The following is a 22520-nucleotide window of genomic DNA, read 5'->3' on the forward strand; positions in this document are numbered from 1 at the left end:
GTGGGTCCCCGGTCCTTCGGCAGTCCTCAGATGCTTTCCTTGATCACCCGGCTGTTGATGGGCTGCAGCGGCCGTGCGTTGGCGCTGTACATGTGGCGGAACGCATTGATCTGCTGCGGGCTGAGCTTGACGGGCTCCTTGAGCACCATCCACTGCACGCCTTCGGAGCATGGCGGCGTGGTCAGCGACCCGGCAAAGCTGTAGTAGCCCTTGCTGGCAGGCAGCAGGCTGCTGGCGTCGAGGGAGAGTCCGTTCACCGTGACCTGCTCGCCCGCACGGGGCAGGTGGGCAAAGATCGGGGCCCAGGCGGCATTGGCCTTGCCGGGCTGGATCAGCACGGCCACCACGCCCAGCGTGCCGTCTTCGGCCTTGTGCACGAAGTGCGCCACCATGGCCGCGCGTTTGCCGCCAATGGCTTCTTCGCTGGGCGTGTGGAAGTGAAACTGCAGCAGCTCCATCGGCTTGCCGTCCACCACCAGCTTGCTGCCGGCGGGCATGTTGACCTGCACCGTGTGGCCGTTGTTGAGCAGCGTGGGGGCGGCGGGCGTGTACTGGAAGTCGAGCGCGGGCAGCGCTTCCTTCACGGTCTTGCGGATGTTCACCGGGCTTTGCGCCGCGCCGCGCGCGCAGGCTTCGAAGCCCGCCTCCAGCTCGCCCCAGTGGGTGGCGCCGTGTTTGCCTTTGTATTCCCAGTGCGGGTTGGCGCCTTGTGCGTTGGCCGCGGCAGCGGTGCACAGTGCGATGGCGGCCAGGGCGATGTGTCGGACGAATGCAGGGTGGGTCATGGCATGGAGGGGGATGGTGAACAGGCAATCATCGATCTGCGCGCGTTCAATCCCTTGCCGAACACACGACGCCCGGCCAGGGCCTGCTCTGCGGCCGAACGCGCCATATTCTGCGCACCTGCCTGCTGAGTTGCAACACAAATGATACGAATGGCCACCACCGTCGGTACCGGGCCACGACAGCGCCCGAACTGGGCGAGCTTAAGGAAGCGATAAGAAATCTGTGGTTTGTGGCGCGCTTGCTGCGCTTGGGCCACACCCCCACGAGGGCACGCCGCCCCGCCGGCACCATCCAGCCCCTTAAACTGGCGCCGGGTGCGCAACCTTTGTGCCCTGTGTGCCTGCCGATGCGGCACATGCCCCTGAACGGACCCTTCACCATGCCCCATCTCGTCGTCGAATACACCAGCAACCTGCCGCACTTCCCCGAAGCCGAGGCGCTCAAGGCCCTGAACGCCCAGCTGTGCGCCCACCCCGAAATCCAGGACGAAGCCGACCTGAAGACCCGCTTCGTGGTGGCCGACAGCTTCGAGATCGGCACTGCACCAGCCAACCGCGCCTTTGTGCATGCACAACTGCGCCTGCTGGCTGGACGCTCGCCCGAGGCCAAGAAGGACCTCTCCGGCCGCGTGGCCGCGGTGCTGCGCGAACTCTCGCCCCGGCCTGCCGGCGTGCTGGTGCAATTGAGCGTGGAGGTGGTGGACATGGACCGCGGCTCCTACGCCAAGGAACGGCTCTGACCCTCCGACAGCCGCCGCGTGCCAGCGGCAGCAGCGGGCCCCGCGTTCAGCGGGCTTCGCGGTCCGCGGGTCCGGCCACCTGCGGCAGTGCGCCGGGCGCGTCCATCTGCGCCTGCAGCCAGCCGCGCAGGCTGTTGATGAAGGCCCAGCCCTGCACGCGCGGCAAGTCGGCCAGGCGCACCACGGCTTCGGCCACCTGCCCTTCGCGCAGCGCCACGGCCCGCCCCACGCCAGGCAGCAGGCCGCAGGCCAGGGGCGGGGTGACCCACTGGCCGTCCAGCAGCACGGCGATGTTGCCGAAGGTGCTCTCGGTGATCTCGCCCGCCTCGTTCCACAGCACGGTGTCGAACACGCCCGGCGTGGTGGGCGCATACGCCGCGTAGTGCGCGCGGCGGGTGGTCTTGTGCCGCACGAACTCGCCGTGGGCCGCTTCGAAGGCGGTGGCGGCCAACTGCAGGCGCACGGGCTCCGCGGTGGGCTGCAGGGCAAAGGCTTCGGCGCGCGCACTGCCGTCGGCGGCCAGCAGCAGCCGCACGCGCCAGGCGCCGTTGAAGTTCTGCAGCGCCGCGATCTGCAGCTCTTGCCGCACGGCATGGGCGTTCCACGGATAGCCGAAGTGCACCGCCGCCTGGCCCATGCGCGCCACGTGCAGGTCGGCATGGCGGAACTTGCCGTCGTTCAGGGCCAGTGTTTCCAGGATCTCGAAAGGCATGCTCGCGCGCTCCACGAATGCGCGCTTGTGGCGCCACTCCTGCCATTCTGCGGCAGCTTCCGCGCCCGAGGTGATGCCGCTGCCGATGCCGCAGGTGGCGCTCCACCCATCTTCCGGTCCGCGCCCCCCGTGGAGCACCACGGTGCGGATCGGCACGTTGAAGGTGGCGGCCACGGCGTGGGTGGCGCCGCCCGGCCCCGCCTTTCTCAGTCGCCCCGCGGGCCGCACCACGCCCACGGCGCCGCAGTACACGCCCCGGGGCTGGCCTTCGAGCGCATGGATCATCTGCATGGCCCGCACCTTGGGCGCGCCGGTGACGGAGCCGCACGGGAACAGCGCCGCGAACACGTCGGTGAGCGTGGTGCCGGGCCGCGTGCGCGCCACCACGTCGGACGTCATCTGCCACACGGTGGGCAAGGCCTGGGTGGCGAACAGTGCGGGCACCTGCACGCTGTGCGGCAGCGCGATGCGCGACAGGTCGTTGCGCAGCAGGTCCACGATCATCACGTTCTCGGCGCGCTCCTTGGGGGCCGTGCGCAGGTGGTCGGCACGGGCCGCATCCTGCTCGGGCGTGGCGCCGCGCGGGGCGGTGCCCTTCATGGGGCGCGCCAGGATGCTGCCGCCCTCGGGCGCGTCCTGCCAGTCGAAGAAGAGTTCGGGCGACACCGACAGCACCTGCTCGCCGCCCGCGTCGATGTGCGCGGCGTAGCCGCCGGGCTGCGCCCGCAGCAGCGCTGCAAACAGCCCGGCGGGGCTGCCCTGCAGCGTGCCCGTCAGCGGCGCCGTGTGGTTGACCTGGTACAGCTCGCCCGCGCCGATGGCATGCTGGATGCGCGCCATGGCGTCATCGAAGGCGGCGCGGCCCGGGGCGCCGGTCCAGGCCACTTCGGCAGGGTCTTGGGGGGCTGCACCCGCCGCGTCGGCAGGCCACGGCAGGGGTGCGTCGTGCACCGCAAACCACGCCAGCGGGCCATCGGCCGCATGGGTCTGCAGCGCCGCATCGAACGCGGCAGCAGCCTCGTAGCGCACATACCCCACGCACCAACGCCCTGTCGCGGCCGCCGCATGCACGGCGTCGAGCACACCGCGCACACCGGCCAGGTCGCGCGCCACCAGCACCTCGCGCGGCACACCGAACGCGTGGCGCAGGCGCGGCCTGTCGGCATCCTGAGGCTGGGTGAAGTCGATGCGGGAAATACCAGTCAAAACCGCCCCTACCGCTTGATGGATGAGCGCAAGCAGCTATCAAATAAATAGCGCATCATTGCCACCGCGCCCTCAGGCAGCGCCCAGGTGCGGCACCAGCGCTGGGGTGGGCTGCCCGTTCTTGAGTGCCGCAGTGAAGGCCAGCATGCGATCGATGGGCTGGCGGGCGCGCGGGATGAGGGCCGGGTCCACCGTGATGGCGTTGGCGCCGGTCTCCAGCACGCGGGCCACGTCGGCCAGACCGTTCATCGCCATCCAGGGGCAGTGCGCGCAGCTCTTGCAGGTGGCGCTGTTGCCGGCCGTGGGGGCTTCGTAGAAGGTCTTGCCGGGATTGAGGGTGCGCAGCTTGTGCATCATGCCGTTGTCGGTGGCCACGATGAACTCGGTGGCATCCAGCTCCCGCGCAGCCTTGAGGATGGCGCTGGTGGAGCCCACGGCGTCGGCCAGCGCCACCACGTCGGCGGGGCTCTCGGGGTGCACCAGCACCTTGGCGCGGGGGTGTTCCTTTTTGAGCGCTTCCAGCTCGAAGGCCTTGAACTCGTCGTGCACGATGCAGGCGCCGTTCCAGAACACCATGTCGGCGCCGGTCTCACGCTGGATGTAGGCCCCAAGATGCCGGTCGGGTGCCCACAGGATCTTTTGCCCCGCGGCCTTCAGGGCGCCCACGATGTCGAGGGCGCAGCTGGAGGTGACGAGCCAGTCGGCGCGTGCCTTCACCGCGGCGCTGGTGTTGGCGTAGACCACCACGGTGCGGTCGGGGTGCGCGTCGCAGAAGGCGCTGAACTCGTCGATCGGGCAGCCCAGGTCCAGCGAGCAGGTCGCGTCCAGATCAGGCATCAGGATGGTTTTTTCGGGGCTCAGGATCTTGGCCGTCTCGCCCATGAAGCGCACGCCGCTCACCACCAGCGTCTGCGCCGCGTGGTCGCGGCCAAAGCGCGCCATCTCCAGCGAGTCGCTCACGAGGCCGCCGGTTTCTTCGGCCAGGTCCTGCAGGTCGGGGTGCACGTAATAGTGCGACACCATGACCGCGTTCTTTTCCTGGAGCAGGCGGCGGATGCGGTCCTTGAGCGCCGCGCGCTCGGCCGGCGCGGGCTCGGGCGGCACGCGCGCCCAGGCGTGCTTTGTGGAACAGACGTCGCCGTCCGCGCCCGGGGCGGGCTGCTCGTACTCGACGTCCTTGATGGCAATGGTGGTCATGGGGTACTTGCTACCAGCGGCTGGGGCTGGTTTCGTGGAGGGGTAAGCATATCGGCCCGGCCCGCCCTGCGCTGGCAACCCTGCGCAGCGCAGGGTCGGCCGGGCGGGTGCGGCCAGGGGCTCAGGCCAGGTCCTGCAGGCGCATCGAAAAGTCGGTGGCCTGCACGTCCTTGGTCAGCGTGCCGATGGAAATGCGGTCCACGCCGGTGTCGGCCAGTGCGCGCAGCCCTTCGAGCGTGACGCCGCCCGAGATCTCGAGGATGGCACCGCCGCCAGGGTGCGCGGCGTTGATGCGCACGGCCTCCTGCAGCGTGGGCAGGGGCATGTTGTCCAGCAGGACCATCTTCGCGCCGGCCTGCAGGGCCTCGGCCAGCTGGTCCAGCGTTTCCACCTCGATCTCGATGAATCGGGCCTGGCCCGCCACCGCCTGCGCAGCCCGCAGCACGGCCGTCACGCCGCCGGCCGCGGCGATGTGGTTTTCCTTGATCAGCACCGCGTCGTGCAGGCCGATGCGGTGGTTGGTGCCGCCGCCCACGCGCACCGCGTACTTCTGCGCCAGGCGCAGGCCCGGCAGGGTCTTGCGGGTGTCGACGATCTGCGCGCGGGTGCCGGCCACCACGTCCACGTAGTGCCGCGTCTTGGTGGCCACGGCCGAGAGCAGTTGCAGGAAGTTGAGCGCGGTGCGCTCGGCGCTGAGCAGCGCGCGGGCCTGGCCTTCGATCTCCAGCACGATCTGGTCGGCCACGCAGCGCTGGCCCTCCTGCACGCGCCAGGTGAGCTGCACGCCGGGGTCCAGCGCGCGCAGCGCGGCCTCGGCCCAGGGGGCCCCGCAGATCACGGCGGGCTCACGCGCCAGGATGCGGGCACGGGCGCGGCTGCTGGGGTCGATGAGCACGGCCGTGAGGTCGCCGGTGCCCACGTCTTCGGCCAGGGCGCGGGCCACATCGGCCTGGGCCAGGGCCTTCACATCGTTGTCGCTCATGGTGGTGTCGGCGGGGTGTAACGCTGCTGTCATGGGCCGCGAGCATACCGGGAACGCAAAGGCCACTGCACCCGAAAGGGCCCCTGCCGCCCTGCGCCCCAACCCATAAGTACACCCATGATTGGTCGCATAGACTCGCGGCAATTTTTGCCACTGCGAGCCCCATGACTGCCACCAGCACCGCGTCTGCCACGCCCTACGGCACCCTGCCGCCTGCGTCGCCCCTGCCTCAGCGCAGGCCCGTAAGCCTGCCGCGACTGGCGCAGATGCGGGACGCTGGCGAGAAGATCACGATGCTGACGGCCTACGACGCCACGTTCGCCGCCGTGGCCGATGCGGCGGGCGTGGAGTGCATCCTGGTGGGCGACTCGCTGGGCATGGTCTGCCAGGGGCTGCCTAGCACCGTGGGCGTGGCGCTGGACACCATGGTCTACCACACGGCCAGCGTGGCGCGGGGGCTGCACCGCGTGCAGGCCACGGCCTGGCTGATAGCGGACCTGCCCTACGGCACCTACGCCGAAAGCCGCGAGCAAGCCCTGCGCAGCGCCTGCGCGCTGATGCAGGCCGGCGCGCACATGGTCAAGCTGGAAGGCGGTGGCTGGACCGCACCCACGGTGGAGTTTCTGGTGCAGCGCGGCATCCCCGTGTGCGCCCACCTGGGCCTGACGCCGCAGACCGTGCACGCCCTGGGCGGCTACCGCGTGCAGGGCAGGACGGACGGTGCGGCGCGCACGCTGCGCCAGGAAGCGCACGAACTGGAGGACGCCGGTGCGGCCATGCTGGTGCTGGAGATGGTGCCCGCCGCGCTGGCGGCCGACATCACGGCGGAGCTGCCGCACTGCCACACCATCGGCATCGGTGCGGGCAACGGCACCGCGGGCCAGGTGCTGGTGCTGCACGACATGCTGGGCATGAACCTGGGAAAGATGCCCCGGTTCGTGCACGACTTCATGCAGGACGCAGGCAGCGTGCGCGGCGCCATGGAGGCGTACGTGCAGGCCGTCAAGCAGGGGCGGTTTCCGGACAACGCACTGCACGCGTGGTAGCGCCAGGCGTCGATCCACACCCAGCGCCGATTGCCGATTGCCCCCGTTGCCCACGCACGCAAGCGCGTTCGCCAATCCCTGCCTTTTTTCTTCATCGCCGCACGGCCTCTTCACCATGCTCATCGCCCGCTCCGTTGCCGACCTGCGCCAGGCCCTGGCCCCGTACCGTCGCCCCGCCTTCGTGCCCACCATGGGCAATCTGCACGACGGACACATCGCCCTGGTGCACCAGGCCAAACCCCTGGGCGACGTGACGGTGGCCAGCATCTTCGTGAACCGCCTGCAATTCTTGCCGCACGAGGATTTCGACAGCTACCCGCGCACCTGGGAGGCCGACTGCGCGCAGCTGCAGGCCGCCGGCTGCGATGTGCTGTTTGCACCGCGCGAGGCCGACCTGTACCCCGAGCCCCAGGTCTTCAAGGTGCACCCCGACCCGCTGCTGGCCGACATGCTGGAGGGGCACTTTCGACCCGGCTTCTTCGTGGGCGTGAGCACGGTGGTGATGAAGCTGTTTGCCTGCGTGCTGGGCGCCACGGGCGGCACGGCCGTGTTCGGCAAGAAGGACTACCAGCAGCTCATGGTCATCCGCCACATGGTGCGGCAGTTCGCGCTGCCCATCGAGGTCGTGGCGGGCGAGACATTCCGCGCCGCCGACGGGCTGGCCCTGAGCTCGCGCAATGGCTACCTGGGACTGCAGGAGCGCCAGGAAGCCGTGGCGCTGTCGCAGGCGCTGCAGCAACTGGCACAGCGCTGGCGCGGCGCCGCGGCCCCTGACCCGCAGCACGCCGCAGCGTGGGAGCAGCAGGCCCTGGACGCCCTGCGCGCACGCGGCTGGCAGCCCGACTACCTGACGGTGCGCCGCCGGGTGGATCTGCTGGCACCCACGGCCGAGGACGCGCCGGGCACACTGGTGGCGCTGGGTGCGGCGCGCCTGGGCACCACGCGGCTCATCGACAACCTGGAGTTCTGATGCTCTGCTATTGATAGCAGCTAGCGCTTGCCAGATGAGCGGCAGAGGCTGTTTTGATTCAATGTCTACCGAGCCCACCCGCCCCGCGCCAGCCACCCCAGCAACGCGCGGTTGACGGCGTCGGGCTGCTCCATGGTCAGCATGTGACCACACTCGGCCAGCACCTCATGCTCAGCGCCCGGGACCAGGGCAGCGATCTCGGCCGAGCATTCGGGCGGCGTGAGCTGGTCCGCATCGCCGCACACCACCAGCGTGGGGCAGGCGATGCGGGGCAGGTGCAGCCGGGCGTCGGGCCGGTGGATGACGGCGCGGTTTTGTCGCACCAGCTGCTCGGCGCCGGCGCGCAGGACGAAGTCGAGGTAGGCCTGCACCAAGTGGGGCTTGGCGGCGCTGGCGGGGTGGAAGGCGAACGCGACATTGGGCTCGATCACCTCGCGCACCCGGCCCTGCGCGAACAGCTCCATCGCGGCCTCGCGCAGGGCGCGCATCTCGGGGGCTTCAGGCCGGGCCGAAGTGCCCAGCAAGGCCAGGCCAGCCACGCGCCCGGGCGCCTGGCGCGCCGCTTCCATCGCGACCATGCCGCCCATCGAGGCGCCGCACAGCAGCAAGGGGCCGACATGGAACGCCAGCACCTGCGCAGCCATGTCCTCGATGCGCAGCGCTGAAGGCTGGGCATGGGCGGTGGTCACCACCGGGTGCAGGTCGGCAGGCATGGCGGCCAGTTGGGCCTGCCACATGGCGGCATCGGCCGCGAGGCCCGGGATGAAGACCAATCGGGGGAGCGTGGTGGCGTGGGATGAAGATGTCGTCATGTCCGCCAGTGTCGCAAGGATCGCGCCGGGCTGCTGGCCGCGGCGCGGGAGGCCGTCCGCCGGCCGGGGGCGATCTCAGATGGCTGTGGGCACGCCGGGGTCTGGCACGCCTGCATCCGGCCGGCCGCCGGCCTGGGTCTGCGCCCGCACCAGGTCGTGCACGAACCGCAGCTTGCGCATGGCGCCCGCCGACAGCGCAAACGGATAGGCGTCGTGCTGGCCCAGGCTGCGGCTCAGGCTGTTGAGCATGAGCGTGAGCGGCACCCACTGGCGCACCATGTCCTGGAACCCGGGGCGCGGCATCGCAAACGGGTCGGTGACATGGTGGCGCACACTGCCGCGCGGGTCGGGCACGGTGACGCCGGCCGAGTAACTGGCGGCGGTCTCCAGCAGGTCGATCATGTGCAGGTAGTGCGCCCAGGTTTCGGCCCAGTCTTCCCACGGGTGCGAGGCCGCGTAGGCGCTGACGTGGCGCGTGGCCCAGTCGCCCAACTCGCCCTGCTTGGCGTAGTGGGCATCGAGCGCGGCGGAGTAATCCTGGCGCTCGTCGCCGAAAAGGTCACGGAACGACTCCAGCAGGCCTCCGTCGCGCACCAGCTGGTCCCAGTAGAAGTGGCCGGATTCGTGGCGCAGGTGCCCGATCAGCGTGCGGTACGGCTCGCCCAGCGCGATGCGCCGGCGCGCCCGCTCATCGTCGTCGGCCTCTGCGATGTTGAGCGTGATGATGCCGCCCAGGTGCCCGGTGAGGATGGGCGGCCCGCCCGGCATGTCTGCCAGGAACTCGAACACCGGCCCCGCCCGGCCCGGCACGGGCTCCAGCCCCAGCCGCGCCAGCGTGTAGAACAGCTGGCGCTTGGCGCCTTCGATCTGCTTCCAGCGCCGCATGTTGGCGTAAGCCGACAGGTCGGGCAGAAACCGGGTTTGCCGGCACGACGCGCACAGGTCGGCAAAGTCATTGGCCGGGATGGCGAAATTGCACGCCTGGTATTCGGTATGGTTGCGGCACATGCGGTACAGGCGCCCGGTGTGCTGCGTGCTGCCCTCCTGGCTCCTGCGCCGCCACAGCCCATCACCGTCCTGCGGAGCGGGCGTCAGCGCAGCCAATGTCATCTGGTCGGGCAGAAACGCCAGCGTGCTCCCGCAGTTCAGGCACTGCACGCTATCGAAGAAAACCAGGTGACCGCAATGGTCGCAATTGAATACGCGCATGGTGGTGAGCTTAAACCCTGGTGCGCTCTTCGGCACACGGTGTGCGTGTCAAAGAGGAAAACAACGTATGTCAATGAAAAAGAGCAGGCTCCAGGGGACCCTGGAGCCTGCTCAGTTCTCGTCCCGGCGGGCGACGGCCTGAATGGCCGTCACCCTGGGGTCAAGCGTTCCGCTCAGGGACGGACAACGATGCTGTTGCGCACTTCGCGCACATGCTTGGTGTTGCGGGCAATGGCTTCAGCCTGGTTCTTTTCGGTTTGCGACTTGGCAAAGCCAGACAGCTGCACCGTACCGTTCAGCGTTTCCACGCTGATGGAGGTAGCGGACACGCTCTTGTCTTCAGCCATCTTGGCCTTCACAGCCGTGGTGATGCCTGCATCATCAACGTAGGAACCCATAGTTTGCTGGTCGCGAGCCACCGAGCAGCCCGTGGCCGTGACGATGGTGATGCCAGCTACTGCGGCGAAAGCGAGGGCACGTGCGTATTTCATGATGTTGTCCTTGTTGAAAAATGGTTGGGAACGCGGGTGCTGGAGTTATCTCAGTCTGCCGGCCTGTTGCACCCTCCGCGGCCAGCGGACTGTGGGGGATCGATGAAGTGTCTGGGGGTTGCCCTGTCACCTGGGTTGCGTGTCCTTCAGCGTCTTGGTGAGCCAGAGGACCTGCGGGTCAGGCGGCGTGGAGCAACTCGCACGATTTGATTTTGAGTTAGTACGCTGGGCGGCGGCGCGAGGCCCACAGCAGCAGGGTGGCCAAAGCGGCGCCCGATGCGGCGGCAATCACCAGCGACTTGGCGGGCTCTTCGGCCACGTAACGCGTGGTGGCCTCAGCAGCTTGCTGCATCTGGCGGCGGGCACGGGCACTGGTTTCTGCGCAGTAGTCGATACCGCGGCTGGCCAGTTCCTGGGCGCGGGCTGCCAGGTCGTCGATGACGGGGTCGGTCTGCTCGCGCAGGCTACGCACGCCTTCTTCGGCTTTTTCGAGCGACTTGTCGGCGGCCTTGCGGGTGGATGTCACGGCGTCTTGGGCGCTTTGCAGAACGTCGTCAGCCAGGTGGCGGGCGTTGTCGGCGACTTTATCGGTGGCGGTCTGGATGCTCATTGTTCAAACTCCTGGTAAATGGGGATGCTGGTGTGCGGTCGGGTTGCCGGCGGGCGTCAGCCCTTTCGCAGCAGCCCCAGGACAAAGGTCACAACGGCCATGATCACGAACACGAAGAACAGGATCTTGGCAATGCCCACGGCGCCAGCAGCGATGCCGCCAAAGCCGAACAGTGCCGCGATCAGCGCGATCACCAGAAAAACAACTGCGTAGTGCAACATTTCCTTCTCCTTGTGAGGGGCCGGGCTGGCCGGCTGGTCGGTCGGTTGGCACGAGAACTTCAGCGCCTGGGGTCAACTGTATGGATGAACCAGGCTGGCCGATGCCGGTGCCCGGCGCGCCCCCGTGTCGGCGGCACCGCGCGGGCCGTGTAGGACGGCGCCGTGTAGATGGCGAATTGACTGCGCGACTGCGGGCGCAGCGCCATGCGCTCTGGCCCCAGAGCGCAGCAAAGGTCACCAAGGGAAAGAGGCGCTGCGATGACGCAGCGCGCACCGGCGCAGGTGCCGTGTACCTGCAAGCCCGCCGTGGATCGGCGCGCCCGTGGCGCACCGGCTCAGAAGGTCGAGGAAGAAACGGGCGCCGCAGCCACAGTCGCTGACGTGGCTTGAGCGGTCTGGGTCGCGTTGTCTTGCTGAGAGGACTCGTCGCCCTCTTCGCGCTTCAAGGGCAGGACCGCAGATACCAGCGTGCCGTTACCCGGCCGCGAGGTGATCGACAGGCGGCCGCCGGCAGCCTCCACCCGGTGGCGCATGCCGGACAGCCCGTGCGAGGTGGGCCGCACGCTGCTGGGGTCGAAGCCCTGGCCGTTGTCGCGCACCTGCACCGAGACATGCGTGGGATAGGCGTGCACCGACACCAGCACCTTGTCGGCCTTGGCGTACTTGCCGATGTTGGTGAGGGCCTCCTGCACCATGCGGTACACGGTGAGTTGGGAGGCATCGGGCAGCTGCACGGATTCGAGGCTGGTCTCGACCTCGATGGCGGCGCGCTCGGCATATTCGCGCGTGAGGATTTCGATGGCCGCAGTCAGCCCCAGGTTGGACAGCGAGGAAGGCCGCAGGTCTTCGATGATGCGGCGCTTGAGCGCGATGCCACTGTTGAGCGTCTCGGTCAGGTGCTTGAGCCGTTCCGAGACATCCGGCGCGGTGGCGTCGATCTTGGACTTGAGCCGTGCCACATCGAGCTTGGCCGCCGTCAGCAGCGCACCCAGTTCGTCGTGCAGTTCGCGCGCCAGGTGGGCGCGCTCTTCCTCGCGCACCTGCTGCAGGTGGTTCGCCAGTTCGGACAGCGTGGCCGTACGCTCCTTCACCAGGCCTTCGAGCCGGTCGCGCTCGCGCTCAAGCAGCGCCTGCTCGCGCTGGCTCACCTGCTGCACGGCCTGCGTCTGGCGCAGGTACATGTAGAACGCCAGCAGGCCGATGGCCGTCACGGTGGCAATGCCGATGCGCGAGAGCATGAGGGACTGCTCCACCTGCTGCTGCCCCTGCTGCACATAGCGGTCGCTGCGGGCGATCAACTCCTGCGAGTGCTTGCGGATCGCCTCCATGTGCTCCTTGCCCAGGTCGGTGTGCAGGATGAACTTCCAGGCGTCGTCGTTGCCCTGGCGGCGCAGCCGCAGGCTGAGCTCCATCTCGGCGAGCTTGCGCGAGATCTGCCGCGACAGCAGCGCGAATTCCTGCATGTCGTCGGGGGCATCCATGAACTGCTGGCGCAGCCCGTCCAGATTGGTCTGCACCGTGGCGACAGCCTTGTCGTACGGCTCCAGGTAAGCTTCATTGCCGGTGAGCAGGTAGCCGCGCTGGCCGGTCTCCGCGTCCAGCATGCTCTGCAGCAGCGAATTGACGGCCTTGCGCGTATCCTGGCCATGCGCCATCTGCGCCACGGCGTCCTGCGACCGCATGTGCCCGGTCTCGTTGATACCCACCAGCACCATGGCTGCCAGCAGGGCCATTGGCAGGCTGATCGCCATCCTCCGGACCTTGGGTAACCATCGACGGGTGTTTTCTTTGAGGCTCATACGCGTTATTCTGGATAATGTCCGGTGACCCGGGCGTCATGTTGCCATTGCGCAGCATGAGGCTGGAGAACCTGTGCAACCAACAAGCATCGGGTGCGGCACCCCGCCCTGTGAAAGAAAGATCGATGATCAAGATTGGTATTGTGGATGACCACGCGATTGTTCGCTCCGGCCTGCGGCAGTTTCTGTCGGAGCATGTAGACCTGCGGGTCGAAGGTGAGGCCTCCAATGGCCGCGAAGCCATCGATCTCGTGCGCAACAAGGAAATCGATGTCCTGCTGATGGACCTGTCCATGCCCGGCCAAAGCGGCCTGGACGCCCTCGCCATGCTGCGCGCCAAGGCCCCCGACATGGGGATCCTCATCCTGAGCGGCTACCCCGAAGAGCACTACGCGATCAACCTGATCCGCCAGGGCGCCAGCGGCTACCTCAACAAGGAATGCGAGCCTGCGGAGATCGTGGAAGCGATCCGCACCATTGCATTGGGCCGCCGCTACCTCACGCCCGCCGTGGCCGAGCTGCTGGCGCAGCAGCTCAACCGCAAGGACGACGCACCACCGCACGAGCAGCTGTCGGAGCGTGAGTTCCAGGTGTTCCTGAAGCTGGCCAAGGGCGAGACGGCGGGCGATATCGCCAAGGCCCTGTCGCTCAGCGTGAAGACCGTGAGCACCTACCGCACACGGCTGATGGAAAAGATGAGCCTGTCGTCCAACAGCGACCTGACGTACTACGCGCTCAAGAATCGCCTGATCGACTGACATGCTGTGCCAACGGCCTCTAGTCCGGACCGGCCGGACAGGGCCGGCCATGGCTGTCGCACCACACACACGGGTAAAAAACGAGCCTCCCGCATGCGACGGGGAGGCTGCGAGGGATCACAAGGGCTGACCAGGCGCCGCCAAGGGCTGGCCAGATTCCAAGACGGCGGGGGCTGTGCTGTGCTGGACACAGTAGTCCACCAGCGCGTCGATTTCATTGGATTTGTCGAACACGGCATCCACACCCAGTTGCGCACAACGCATGCGGACATCGGGGGTGGCATAGTTGCTCAGCACTACCATCTTCTGGCCCGGCCGGCGCGTGCGGCAGGCCGCCAGCACTCCCAGCCCGCTGCCCTGGCGCAGAAACAGGTCCACGATGGCCAGGTCCCACATGCCGGCATTGGCGGACAGCCAGTTCTTGCCTTCATCTTCCGTTTCTGCAACCCCCACGGCCTCTACCGACGCCAACTCTTCGAGGGTTCCGATCAGGTTCTCACGAATGGTCGCGTTGTCTTCAACAATGTAGGTGCGCAGTTTCACAGGAGTATCCAGTTTCACGAGCAACGCCGGGTTGACGTTGGTCGAGCCTCAAATTTAGATGCTCATGACTTGGGATTCTGCCAGCGGCCGGACGCGAGGCCTGTAGGAACATTCCTACCGCGCAACACATACTGCGCAATCAGGGGCGCGCGGCACATGCATCGTGCTCCATTCCATGGTGCGACCATCCAGCATCAAGAGCCGGCCCGCTAAAGACGTGCCCACGCCGGCCACCAGCTTCAGGGCCTCGGCCGCCTGCATGGCGCCCACGATGCCCACCAGCGGCGCAAACACGCCCATGGTGGAGCAACGCACTTCCTCGAACTGGGCCTGCGGCGCAAAGATGCAGGCGTAGCACGGGCAGGCGGCGTCGCGCGGGTCGACCACGGTGATCTGCGCATCAAAGCGGATCGCCGCCCCCGCCACCAGGGGCTTGCCATGGCGCACGCACGCCCGGTTGACCGCGTGGCGGGTGGTGTAGTTGTCGCAGCAGTCGAGCACCACCGTGGCATCGCGCACCAGCACGTCGAGCGCCTGGTCATCGACCCGCGTCTTGAGCGCAGTGACCTTCACCTCGGGGTTGATGGCCGCCATGGCCGCTGCCGCGGACGTCACCTTGGCCTGCCCCACCCGCTCCGTGGTGTGCGCGATCTGCCGCTGCAGGTTGGTCAGGTCGACCACATCGTCGTCCACGAGCGTGATGTGCCCGACGCCTGCCGAGGCCAGGTACAGGGCTGCGGGCGAGCCCAGCCCCCCCGCGCCGATGACGACCGCATGCGCTGCCAGCAGCCGCTCCTGCCCTTCGATACCGATGTCATCGAGCAGGATGTGGCGGGAGTACCGCAGGAGCTGGTCGTCGGTCATGGGGGCAATCTCAGGCTGGAAAACACAATCGGTGGCGCAAAAGCAAAAAGCCGGATTCCGCAGGAATCCGGCTTTCAGGGCTCAGAAGCGAAAGCTCAATTCTCTTTCTTTTCTTCCTTGCGTTCGGTCTGCGTCTTGCTGACCAGCACCGCACGGCCCTTGAGCTGGTTGAGCGCCTGCACGAGCTGGAAGTCCTTGTCCGAACCGAACTCGGGGATCTTGCGGTCCGCAGCGGGCTTCTTGGCTTCTTCTTCCAGGCGCTTGCGGGCATCCTCGCGGGCCTTTTCACGGGCCTCGTCCTTCTTCTCTTCGCCCTGGCCGCTGTTCAAGTGCTTGTCCAGGTCGGCCTCGCGCATGCGCAGGGCGGCAAAGATGTTGCCCTCTTCCGACTCGTCGATCATCACGTCGGGCACGATGCCCTTGGCCTGGATCGACTTGCCGCTCGGGGTGTAGTAGCGCGCTGTGGTCAGCTTGATGCCGGTGTCGGGCCCCAGCGGACGCACGGTCTGCACCGAGCCCTTGCCGAAGGTCTGGCTGCCCATCACGGTGGCACGCTTGTGGTCTTGCAACGCACCGGCCACGATTTCGCTGGCCGAGGCCGAGCCTTCGTTCACCAGCACCACCAGCGGCACCGACTTGAGCGCGGCCGGCAGGCGGCGCAGCGGGTCGCCGCCGCCACGGCGCTGATAGAAGTCCGGCGAGGCCTTGTACGTGGCCTTGCTATCGGCCAGCTGGCCGTTGGTACTGACCACCGTGACGTTCTCGGGCAGGAATGCGGCCGAGATGGCGACGGCCGCATCGAGCAGGCCACCGGGGTCATTGCGCAGGTCGAGCACCAGGCCCTTGAGGTTGGGCTCCTGCTTGTAGACCTCTTCCACCTTGCGCACGAAGTCATCGACCGTGCGCTCCTGGAACTGCGACAGGCGGATCCAGGCGTAACCGGGCTCCACGACCTTGCCCTTGACGGACTGGGTCTTGATCTCTTCCCGCGTGATGTTCACGGGGAAGGAGCGGTTCTCGTCCTTGCGGAAGATGGTCAGCGTGACCTTGGTGTTGGGCTCGCCGCGCATGCGCTTGACGGCGTCGTTGAGCGACAGGCCCTTGACCGCGGTTTCGTCGATCTTGGTGATCAGGTCGTTGGTCTTGAGGCCTGCGCGGAAAGCGGGAGAGCCTTCGATGGGGGAGACCACCTTGATGAGCCCGTCTTCCTGGGTGATCTCGATGCCCACGCCCACGAAGCGGCCGGAGGTGCCCTCGCGGAATTCCTTGAAGGACTTCTTGTCGAAGTACTGGGAGTGCGGATCCAGGCTCGACACCATGCCCGAGATGGCGTCGGTGATGAGCTTCTTGTCATCCACAGGTTCGACGTAATCGGTCTTCACGAGCCCGAAAACCGCCGACAACTGCTGGATTTCCTCCAGCGGCAGCGGCGTCATCGCCCCGCGCGCCACTGTCTGCAGCGACACGGTGGTGAGCGCACCCGCCACCACACCTACCGACACCCATCCCGCAATTTTGAGTTTCTGGCCCATAGAGCACCTTTTACCGCTTCGAAATCAATATACACCTTGGAGGGGTAGAACCCGCCGCAGTTCCGCTCGGGCGCTCGTTCTGACGGGGGATTTGGCTGGTTTTCCCCGTCTTTACGCGACTTTTACGCCTTGCCTTGCGATGCCACGGCCGCTGCAGCCTTCGCCGCCGCTTCGGCGTCACCCAGATAGTAGTGACGGATGGGCTTGAGGTCGGCGTCCAGTTCGTATACCAGTGGAATTCCGTTGGGAATGTTCAGGCCCACGATGTCCGAGTCGGAGACGCCGTCCAGGTACTTCACCAGCGCGCGGATGGAGTTGCCGTGGGCTGCCACCACCACACGCTTGCCCGAACGGATGGCCGGGGCCATGGCGTCGTTCCAGAACGGCAGCACGCGCTCCACGGTGTCCTTGAGGCATTCGGTCAGGGGCACGTTGCCTTCGGCCAGGTTGGCGTAGCGGCGGTCGCTGCGCTCGCTGCGGGCGTCGGTCGCTTCCAGGGCTGGCGGGGGCGTGTCGTAGCTGCGGCGCCAGACCAGCACCTGCGCATCGCCGTATTGCTTGGCCATGTCGGCCTTGTTCAGGCCCTGCAGGGCGCCGTAGTGGCGCTCGTTCAGGCGCCAGTCCTTCACCACGGGCAGCCAGGTGGAGTCCATCTCGTCGAGCGTGTACCACAGCGTATGGATGGCGCGCTTGAGCACGCTGGTGAAGGCCAGGTCGAACTCGTAACCTTCTGCCTTGAGCAGCTTGCCGGCGGACATGGCCTGCGACACGCCGGTCGGCGTGAGGTCCACATCGGTCCAACCGGTGAAGCGGTTTTCAAGGTTCCAGGTGGATTCGCCGTGGCGGATCAGGACGAGTTTGTACATGGCTTCCCTAAGGTCAAAACTGAGCATTCTAAAATTACGCCGTTCGCCAACCCAAGGAATCTTCGTGAAATTCATTATCGACAACTGGTATCTGATCTTTGTTGCACTGGCTTCGGGCGGCATGTTGCTGTGGCCGGTCCTCAAAAGCGCCAGTGGCGGCTCGCTGACCCCGGCCGGGGCCGTGCAGCTCATCAACCGTGAAAAAGCCGTCGTCATCGACGTGTGCGAGACCGAGGAATTCGCCGCCGGCCACGTGAACGGCGCCAAGAACGTGCCCCTGGGCCAGCTCGAAGAGCGCCTGCCCACGGTCGTGAAGAACAAGGCCTTGCCGCTGGTGCTGGTGTGCGCGAGCGGCGCCCGCGCCAACCGTGCGGTGGGCATCGCCAAGAAGCTGGGCTACGAGAACGCCCAGGCCCTGGCCGGCGGCCTCAAGGCCTGGCGTGAAGCCAGCCTGCCTGTGGAAAAAGCCTGATTCGCCCCCAGCTATTCCCATCGCGATAGGCTGGCAACCCGTTTTGTTGCCCCACAGGAAAGAAAAGGAAGGATCGCCATGCAACCCGTGAAGATGTACACCACCGCTGTCTGCCCCTACTGCATCCGGGCCAAGCAGATCCTCAAGTCCAAGGGCGTCGAGCAGATCGAGGAGATCCGCATCGACACCGACCCCGCGGCGCGCAACCACATGATGGAGATCACCGGGCGCCGCACCGTGCCCCAGATCTTCATCGGCACGACGCACGTGGGCGGCCACGACGACCTGGTGGCCCTGGACGGCCGCGGCGAGCTCATGCCCCTGCTGGGCGCCACGGCCTGACCCCACCCCGGGCGGCTGCATAATGCTGCCCCATGTGCCCGCTGCGGGAGTTGTCCCCCGGCGGGTTTTGTTTTGCTGAAAATTCCGTTAGAGCAAAGAGACTATCCACCATGGCCGATCAAGAAAACCCCGTCTTCCAGATTCAGCGCGTCTACCTCAAGGACCTGTCGCTGGAGCAACCCAACTCCCCCGGCATCCTGCTCGAACAGGAGCAGCCCAGCGTGGACATCCAGCTCGGCGTGGAAGCCACCCCTGTGGCCGAAGGCATCTTTGAAGTCGCGGTGACCGCCACGGTGCAGACCAAGATCAAGGACAAGACCGTGTTCCTGGTCGAAGCCAAGCAAGCCGGCATCTTCGAGATCCGCAACATTCCCGAAGACCAGATGGGCCCCATCATGGGCATCGCCTGCCCCCAGATCGTGTACCCCTACCTGCGCGGCAACGTGGCCGACCTGATCAACCGCGCCGGCTTCCCGCCCGTGCACCTGGCAGAAATCAACTTCCAGGCCATGTACGAACAGCAGCAGGCCCAGGCCGCCGGCCAGCCTTCGCCGATCATCACGCAGTGATGCAACGCGGCCCCTGGGCCGCATCGCGCCTTCCTTTCCCCTGTCTCGTCGCGCTGCGCGCACGGGATGGGGACGCAGCCGGGGGTCTGCCCAAGCCAGTTCCGCGGCGGCCTCGCCCGGACAGTGCTGTCCGGTGGGCTGAGGGCGAGATGCAGCATCAGGGACGATTGAATTCACAATCTTTTGGGACTCCAGCGCTTACCTGACAAGCGCAAGCAGCTATGAAAATCATAGTATTGGGCGCTGGCGCCTGGGGTTCGGCCGTCGCCATGAGCGCGGCCCAGCACCCGGCCGGGCATGCCGTCACCCTCTGGGCCCGTGACACGGCCCAGGCGCAGCAGATGCGCAGCCAGGGGCGGAACGCGCGTTACCTGCCCGACATCGCCTTTCCCCCTTCCCTCACCTTGGCCGACGGCGACTTTGCCGCCCTGCTGCCCGGTGCCGACCTGGTCATCGTTGCCACGCCCATGGCCGCCCTGCGTGGCATGCTGGTGTCGTTGCGCGGCTGTACCGCACCGGTGGCCTGGCTGTGCAAGGGCTTCGAGGCGGTGGCCCCGGGTGCGGATGTACAGGGTTTCGGGCTGCTGGCGCATGAGGTACAGGCGCTGGTAGCTCCTGATTTAATAGCAGGCGTCTTCAGCGGCCCCAGTTTTGCGCAGGAAGTGGCGCTGGGCCAGCCCACGGCGCTGGTCGCCGCCAGCAGCCACGCCGCCGTGCGCGACGCGCTGGTGGCGGCGTTTCACAGCAAGAGCGTGCGCGTGTACGCCAACGAAGACATCGTGGGCGTGGAAGTGGGCGGCGCCGTGAAGAACGTGCTGGCCATTGCCACCGGCCTGTGCGACGGCCTGGCGCTGGGGCTCAATGCCCGCGCGGCGCTCATCACCCGCGGCCTGGCAGAGATGACACGCCTGGGCCTGGCGCTGGGTGCGCGCCCCGACACCTTCATGGGCCTGTCGGGCCTGGGCGACCTCGTGCTCACCGCCACCGGGGACCTGTCGCGCAACCGGCGCGTGGGCATGCTGATGGCGCAAGGCCACAGCCTGGCCCAGGCCGTGGAGTCATTGGGGCACGTGGCGGAGGGGGTCTACAGCGCCCGCACCGTGGTGCAGCGGGCGCAGGCTCTGGGGGTGGACATGCCGATCGCGCAGGCTGCCGTGGCGCTGCTCGATGGTGAGGTCCAGCCTGCCGAAGCGGTGGCGCAGCTGATGGGGCGCGGGCCCCGCGACGAAATTTGATCGGTGACCCCGGGCCCGGTGTGCCCGTGGCCCTGCCCGGGTTCCCGCCGCGCAAACTGACGCACCGCTGAACGCTGGACTACCCACCCACCGACAACCGCAGCAGCAGGCCCTCTTCATCGTCGGGATGAAAGAAATACGGGTAGAAGCTGCGCTCGTCCTTGGACAGGCTGGGCCGGCCGCCAAACTGGTCGATGAGCCGGCGCGCCTTCTCCGCACTCATGTGCAACAGCACCGCCGGGGCTCCCACCCGCTGGCAGATGCGTTCGGGCCCCAGTTCGTCGAAGCGCAGCATGCGTTTGTAGAACGGCGCGTGGCGCGGATTCACCTCCACGATGATGTCGGTCGCCCGCCGTGCCCGAAAGGCCACGATGCAACCGATGTGGAAGATCGCGCCCAGCACCTGCTTGGAGCGCACGCCGGGGTCCATGGCCAGCTTGCCGATCTCGCAGATCCGGGCCCCGCGCGCGCGCAGGGCCTCGATGTATTCGGGGTACTGCTCCTCGGCCCCCAGGTGGCCGTCGTCCATGTGGACTGACAACGTGCCCTGGGCCTGCCCGTCGATCTGCACCACGATGCTGCTCAGGTCGCTGTCGTGCGACAGCGTGGCCTGCATGTGATAGCCCCGGCTGGCATACATGCGGGCCAGCAGGCCCTGGCCTTTGCGCGACAGGCGGATCTTGCAGGTCTTGGTCTCGACGCCGCCCAGGACGCTCAGGTACTCCCCCGGATAGGCGAGCTCGACGATGGTGTGTCCTTCGGCATGCATGGACGGCTTCCCTGTGTTGGAGGACCGGCCGACAGCGATGCACGGGGCCTACAGCCAAGTCCCTGGTGTGTGTTGAGACTGCCAGCTTAGCGGGATGCGGGGCGCCTGTCGTGACAGGGTTTTATAGTGCGACGAACGGCGCATTGCGGTATGCCAGCGGCATCTGCGGCGCACGGAGCATGATGCGGCGAGCCAACAAAAAACGCCGCCCGGCGCTTTTGCAAGCGCCGGGCGGCGTCATACCTTGGAGGGTGACGGGTCAGAACACGCCGAACAGCATGAGCAGCAGTACGACAGACAGTGGGACGCCGAGAAGCCAGGCAATGATGGGCATGGTGAACTCCTTGAAGGGGTGAGGTGTTGAGATGTGTTCACCTTATCGCCCACCCCGGCAGCAGAATGTGCGCCACCACTGCGCATGCGCGTAGTCCCCTGCCTACCGGGTGTCGGCCCTGCGCCCGCCGCGCGCTACTGCTCTCAAAGCCCCAGTTCGAGCGCGAGCAATTCGTCCACCGTCTGGCGGCGGCGAATCAAGCGGGCCTGGCCGCCGTCCACCAGCACTTCGGCGATCAAGGGGCGCGTGTTGTAGTTGGAGGACATCGATGCGCCATAGGCACCGGTGTCGTGGATCACCAGCAGGTCGCCCACCTGCGCCGCAGGCAAGTCGCGCGGCAGCACCACGCCGCCGTCACCCTGGGTGAACACGTCGCCCGACTCGCACAGCGGCCCCGCCACCACGGTGGGTTGCGATGCACCGGTGGTGGTGCCATCGCGGCGCAGCAGCTCCATGGCGTGGAAGCTGCCGTACATCGAGGGGCGCATGAGTTCGTTGAAGCCCGTATCGACCAGCACGAAGCGGTTGTTGCCCGCGTTCTTGGTGGCACGCACCTCGCCGATCAGCACGCCGGACTCAGCGACCAGAAAACGGCCCGGCTCGATCTCCAGCCCCAGCTTGTGGCCCACCACCGCCTCGGCCTGCTGGCGCGCCGCGTCCCACAGGCCGTGGTAGTGCTGGGTGTCCACCACCGGGTCACCACTGCGGTACGGAATGGACAGCCCGCCGCCAGCCGAAATGGCGTGCAGGTCGTGCCCCGTCGCGTGCGTGGTGCGCACCAGGTTGACCATGGCGCCGCACACTTCAGCCAGGTGGCTGTAGTCTACGCCGGAGCCGATGTGCATGTGCAGGCCCACGAGCTTCAGGCCGTGCTGGGCGATCGCAGCCAGCGCCGCGGGCAGGTCGGTGTGCCAGATGCCGTGCTTGCTGTGCTCGCCGCCGGTGTTGGTCTTGTTGCTGTGCCCGTGGCCAAAGCCAGGGTTGATGCGCAGCCAGACGCCGTGGCCTGGCGAGCGCCGGCCCAGTTGGTGCAGCATGTCGATCGAGCCCGCATTCACAGGCACGCCGTGCTCGACCACGCAGTCGAGCGTGGCGGCATCGAACAGGTCGGCGGTGAAGACGATCTCGGACGACTCGCCGCCCGCCACATAGCCAGCGGCCAGTGCCCGCAGGATCTCGCCGCGCGAGACGGCATCCACCTTCACGCCCTGCTCGCGCATGAGCTTCAAGATGTGGATGTTGGAACACGCCTTCTGCGCAAACCGCACGGTCTCGAAGTTGGACACCTGCGCAATGCGCTGGCGGATGGTGGCCGCGTCATACACCCAGGTGGGGGTGCCGAACTGGTCGGCCAGGGCCCACAGCTGGGCGGGCGAGAAAGGGTTGGACATGCAGAAGTCTCCAGAAGGCGCTGTGTCAAAGCCGGAATGATGCCGACCGTTGCCCATTTCATCAA

General features: G+C 67.2%; 24 protein-coding genes. 8 read left to right on the forward strand and 16 right to left on the reverse strand.

What is annotated here, in order from left to right; all coding sequences use genetic code 11:
• Positions 1-26: 26 nt before the first annotated feature.
• Positions 27-785 (reverse strand): carbonic anhydrase, encoded by a 759-nt coding sequence (locus tag ACSQ3D_RS10345; RefSeq protein ID WP_056418084.1) that lies wholly within the window; start codon positions 783-785, stop codon positions 27-29.
• A 380-nt stretch (positions 786-1165) separates the two neighbouring features.
• Here ACSQ3D_RS10345 and ACSQ3D_RS10350 point away from each other — a divergent pair, with 380 nt between their 5' ends.
• Complete coding sequence (locus ACSQ3D_RS10350) at positions 1166-1525, forward strand: 5-carboxymethyl-2-hydroxymuconate Delta-isomerase (protein WP_056418377.1); 360 nt, start codon at positions 1166-1168, stop codon at positions 1523-1525.
• Between the two features lie 46 nt (positions 1526-1571).
• Here the strand turns inward: ACSQ3D_RS10350 and ACSQ3D_RS10355 are convergent, their stop codons facing one another.
• The 3 genes from ACSQ3D_RS10355 to nadC form a co-directional block, all read right to left on the reverse strand.
• Entirely contained in the window at positions 1572-3443 is a 1872-nt protein-coding gene (locus ACSQ3D_RS10355; protein WP_436126824.1) for a chorismate-binding protein, read from the reverse strand.
• Positions 3444-3515: 72 nt separating this feature from the next.
• On the reverse strand, positions 3516-4640 hold the full coding sequence (gene nadA / locus ACSQ3D_RS10360) for a quinolinate synthase NadA (RefSeq protein ID WP_436126825.1): 1125 nt from the start codon (positions 4638-4640) through the stop codon (positions 3516-3518).
• A gap of 121 nt (positions 4641-4761) precedes the next feature.
• On the reverse strand, positions 4762-5622 hold the full coding sequence (gene nadC, locus ACSQ3D_RS10365; protein WP_436126826.1) for a carboxylating nicotinate-nucleotide diphosphorylase: 861 nt from the start codon (positions 5620-5622) through the stop codon (positions 4762-4764).
• 164 nt (positions 5623-5786) lie between these two features.
• Here nadC and panB point away from each other — a divergent pair, with 164 nt between their 5' ends.
• Both panB and panC read left to right on the forward strand, forming a co-directional pair.
• Positions 5787-6668 carry a 3-methyl-2-oxobutanoate hydroxymethyltransferase gene (panB, locus tag ACSQ3D_RS10370; RefSeq protein ID WP_396503805.1) on the forward strand — a complete coding sequence of 294 codons (882 nt, stop codon included), beginning with the start codon at positions 5787-5789 and terminating at the stop codon, positions 6666-6668.
• Between the two features lie 115 nt (positions 6669-6783).
• A complete protein-coding gene (gene panC / locus ACSQ3D_RS10375) occupies positions 6784-7638 on the forward strand; it encodes a pantoate--beta-alanine ligase (RefSeq protein ID WP_436126827.1) in 855 nt (284 codons plus the stop codon).
• Between the two features lie 65 nt (positions 7639-7703).
• On the opposite strand, the gene ACSQ3D_RS10380 is transcribed toward panC, so the two are convergent.
• The 6 genes from ACSQ3D_RS10380 to ACSQ3D_RS10405 all read right to left on the reverse strand — a co-directional run bounded on the left by ACSQ3D_RS10380 (position 7704) and on the right by ACSQ3D_RS10405 (position 12780).
• Positions 7704-8450, reverse strand: coding sequence for an alpha/beta fold hydrolase (locus ACSQ3D_RS10380; protein ID WP_436126828.1), 747 nt, complete (start codon positions 8448-8450; stop codon positions 7704-7706).
• Between the two features lie 75 nt (positions 8451-8525).
• Positions 8526-9659: a zinc-binding metallopeptidase family protein gene (locus ACSQ3D_RS10385; protein WP_436126829.1), complete on the reverse strand. Its 1134-nt coding sequence runs from the start codon at positions 9657-9659 to the stop codon at positions 8526-8528.
• 173 nt (positions 9660-9832) lie between these two features.
• Complete coding sequence (locus ACSQ3D_RS10390) at positions 9833-10150, reverse strand: BON domain-containing protein (RefSeq protein ID WP_056161625.1); 318 nt, start codon at positions 10148-10150, stop codon at positions 9833-9835.
• Between the two features lie 217 nt (positions 10151-10367).
• Positions 10368-10760 (reverse strand): hypothetical protein, encoded by a 393-nt coding sequence (locus tag ACSQ3D_RS10395; RefSeq protein WP_056418061.1) that lies wholly within the window; start codon positions 10758-10760, stop codon positions 10368-10370.
• A 56-nt stretch (positions 10761-10816) separates the two neighbouring features.
• On the reverse strand, positions 10817-10981 hold the full coding sequence (locus ACSQ3D_RS10400) for a DUF1328 domain-containing protein (RefSeq protein WP_082485988.1): 165 nt from the start codon (positions 10979-10981) through the stop codon (positions 10817-10819).
• A 335-nt stretch (positions 10982-11316) separates the two neighbouring features.
• Positions 11317-12780, reverse strand: a complete 1464-nt coding sequence (locus ACSQ3D_RS10405; RefSeq protein ID WP_436126830.1) for a sensor histidine kinase — start codon at positions 12778-12780, stop codon at positions 11317-11319.
• A 125-nt stretch (positions 12781-12905) separates the two neighbouring features.
• Between ACSQ3D_RS10405 and ACSQ3D_RS10410 the strand changes: the two genes are divergently transcribed.
• Positions 12906-13538 carry a response regulator gene (locus ACSQ3D_RS10410; protein WP_056418058.1) on the forward strand — a complete coding sequence of 211 codons (633 nt, stop codon included), beginning with the start codon at positions 12906-12908 and terminating at the stop codon, positions 13536-13538.
• A gap of 117 nt (positions 13539-13655) precedes the next feature.
• On the opposite strand, the gene ACSQ3D_RS10415 is transcribed toward ACSQ3D_RS10410, so the two are convergent.
• The 4 genes from ACSQ3D_RS10415 to gpmA all read right to left on the reverse strand — a co-directional run bounded on the left by ACSQ3D_RS10415 (position 13656) and on the right by gpmA (position 17343).
• Complete coding sequence (locus ACSQ3D_RS10415; protein WP_056418372.1) at positions 13656-14081, reverse strand: response regulator; 426 nt, start codon at positions 14079-14081, stop codon at positions 13656-13658.
• Positions 14082-14195: 114 nt separating this feature from the next.
• On the reverse strand, positions 14196-14945 hold the full coding sequence (locus ACSQ3D_RS10420) for a HesA/MoeB/ThiF family protein (protein WP_436126831.1): 750 nt from the start codon (positions 14943-14945) through the stop codon (positions 14196-14198).
• A 95-nt stretch (positions 14946-15040) separates the two neighbouring features.
• A complete protein-coding gene (locus ACSQ3D_RS10425) occupies positions 15041-16477 on the reverse strand; it encodes a S41 family peptidase (RefSeq protein ID WP_056418052.1) in 1437 nt (478 codons plus the stop codon).
• Between the two features lie 122 nt (positions 16478-16599).
• A complete protein-coding gene (gpmA, locus tag ACSQ3D_RS10430; protein WP_436126832.1) occupies positions 16600-17343 on the reverse strand; it encodes a 2,3-diphosphoglycerate-dependent phosphoglycerate mutase in 744 nt (247 codons plus the stop codon).
• A 64-nt stretch (positions 17344-17407) separates the two neighbouring features.
• Between gpmA and ACSQ3D_RS10435 the strand changes: the two genes are divergently transcribed.
• The 4 genes from ACSQ3D_RS10435 to ACSQ3D_RS10450 all read left to right on the forward strand — a co-directional run bounded on the left by ACSQ3D_RS10435 (position 17408) and on the right by ACSQ3D_RS10450 (position 19961).
• Positions 17408-17815: a rhodanese-like domain-containing protein gene (locus ACSQ3D_RS10435; protein WP_396503811.1), complete on the forward strand. Its 408-nt coding sequence runs from the start codon at positions 17408-17410 to the stop codon at positions 17813-17815.
• A gap of 78 nt (positions 17816-17893) precedes the next feature.
• Positions 17894-18157, forward strand: coding sequence for a glutaredoxin 3 (grxC, locus tag ACSQ3D_RS10440; RefSeq protein WP_396503812.1), 264 nt, complete (start codon positions 17894-17896; stop codon positions 18155-18157).
• Positions 18158-18267: 110 nt separating this feature from the next.
• Positions 18268-18726 (forward strand): protein-export chaperone SecB, encoded by a 459-nt coding sequence (gene secB / locus ACSQ3D_RS10445; protein WP_056161602.1) that lies wholly within the window; start codon positions 18268-18270, stop codon positions 18724-18726.
• Between the two features lie 221 nt (positions 18727-18947).
• Positions 18948-19961, forward strand: a complete 1014-nt coding sequence (locus ACSQ3D_RS10450; RefSeq protein WP_436126833.1) for an NAD(P)H-dependent glycerol-3-phosphate dehydrogenase — start codon at positions 18948-18950, stop codon at positions 19959-19961.
• 79 nt (positions 19962-20040) lie between these two features.
• On the opposite strand, the gene ACSQ3D_RS10455 is transcribed toward ACSQ3D_RS10450, so the two are convergent.
• Together ACSQ3D_RS10455 and lysA are read right to left on the reverse strand one after the other, a co-directional pair.
• A complete protein-coding gene (locus ACSQ3D_RS10455) occupies positions 20041-20730 on the reverse strand; it encodes an N-acyl amino acid synthase FeeM domain-containing protein (protein ID WP_396503814.1) in 690 nt (229 codons plus the stop codon).
• Positions 20731-21207: 477 nt separating this feature from the next.
• Entirely contained in the window at positions 21208-22455 is a 1248-nt protein-coding gene (gene lysA, locus ACSQ3D_RS10460; RefSeq protein ID WP_436126834.1) for a diaminopimelate decarboxylase, read from the reverse strand.
• Between the last annotated feature and the right edge of the window lie 65 nt (positions 22456-22520).

Source organism: Acidovorax sp. LjRoot117 (assembly GCF_964252695.1).
GTDB lineage: Bacteria > Pseudomonadota > Gammaproteobacteria > Burkholderiales > Burkholderiaceae_C > Acidovorax.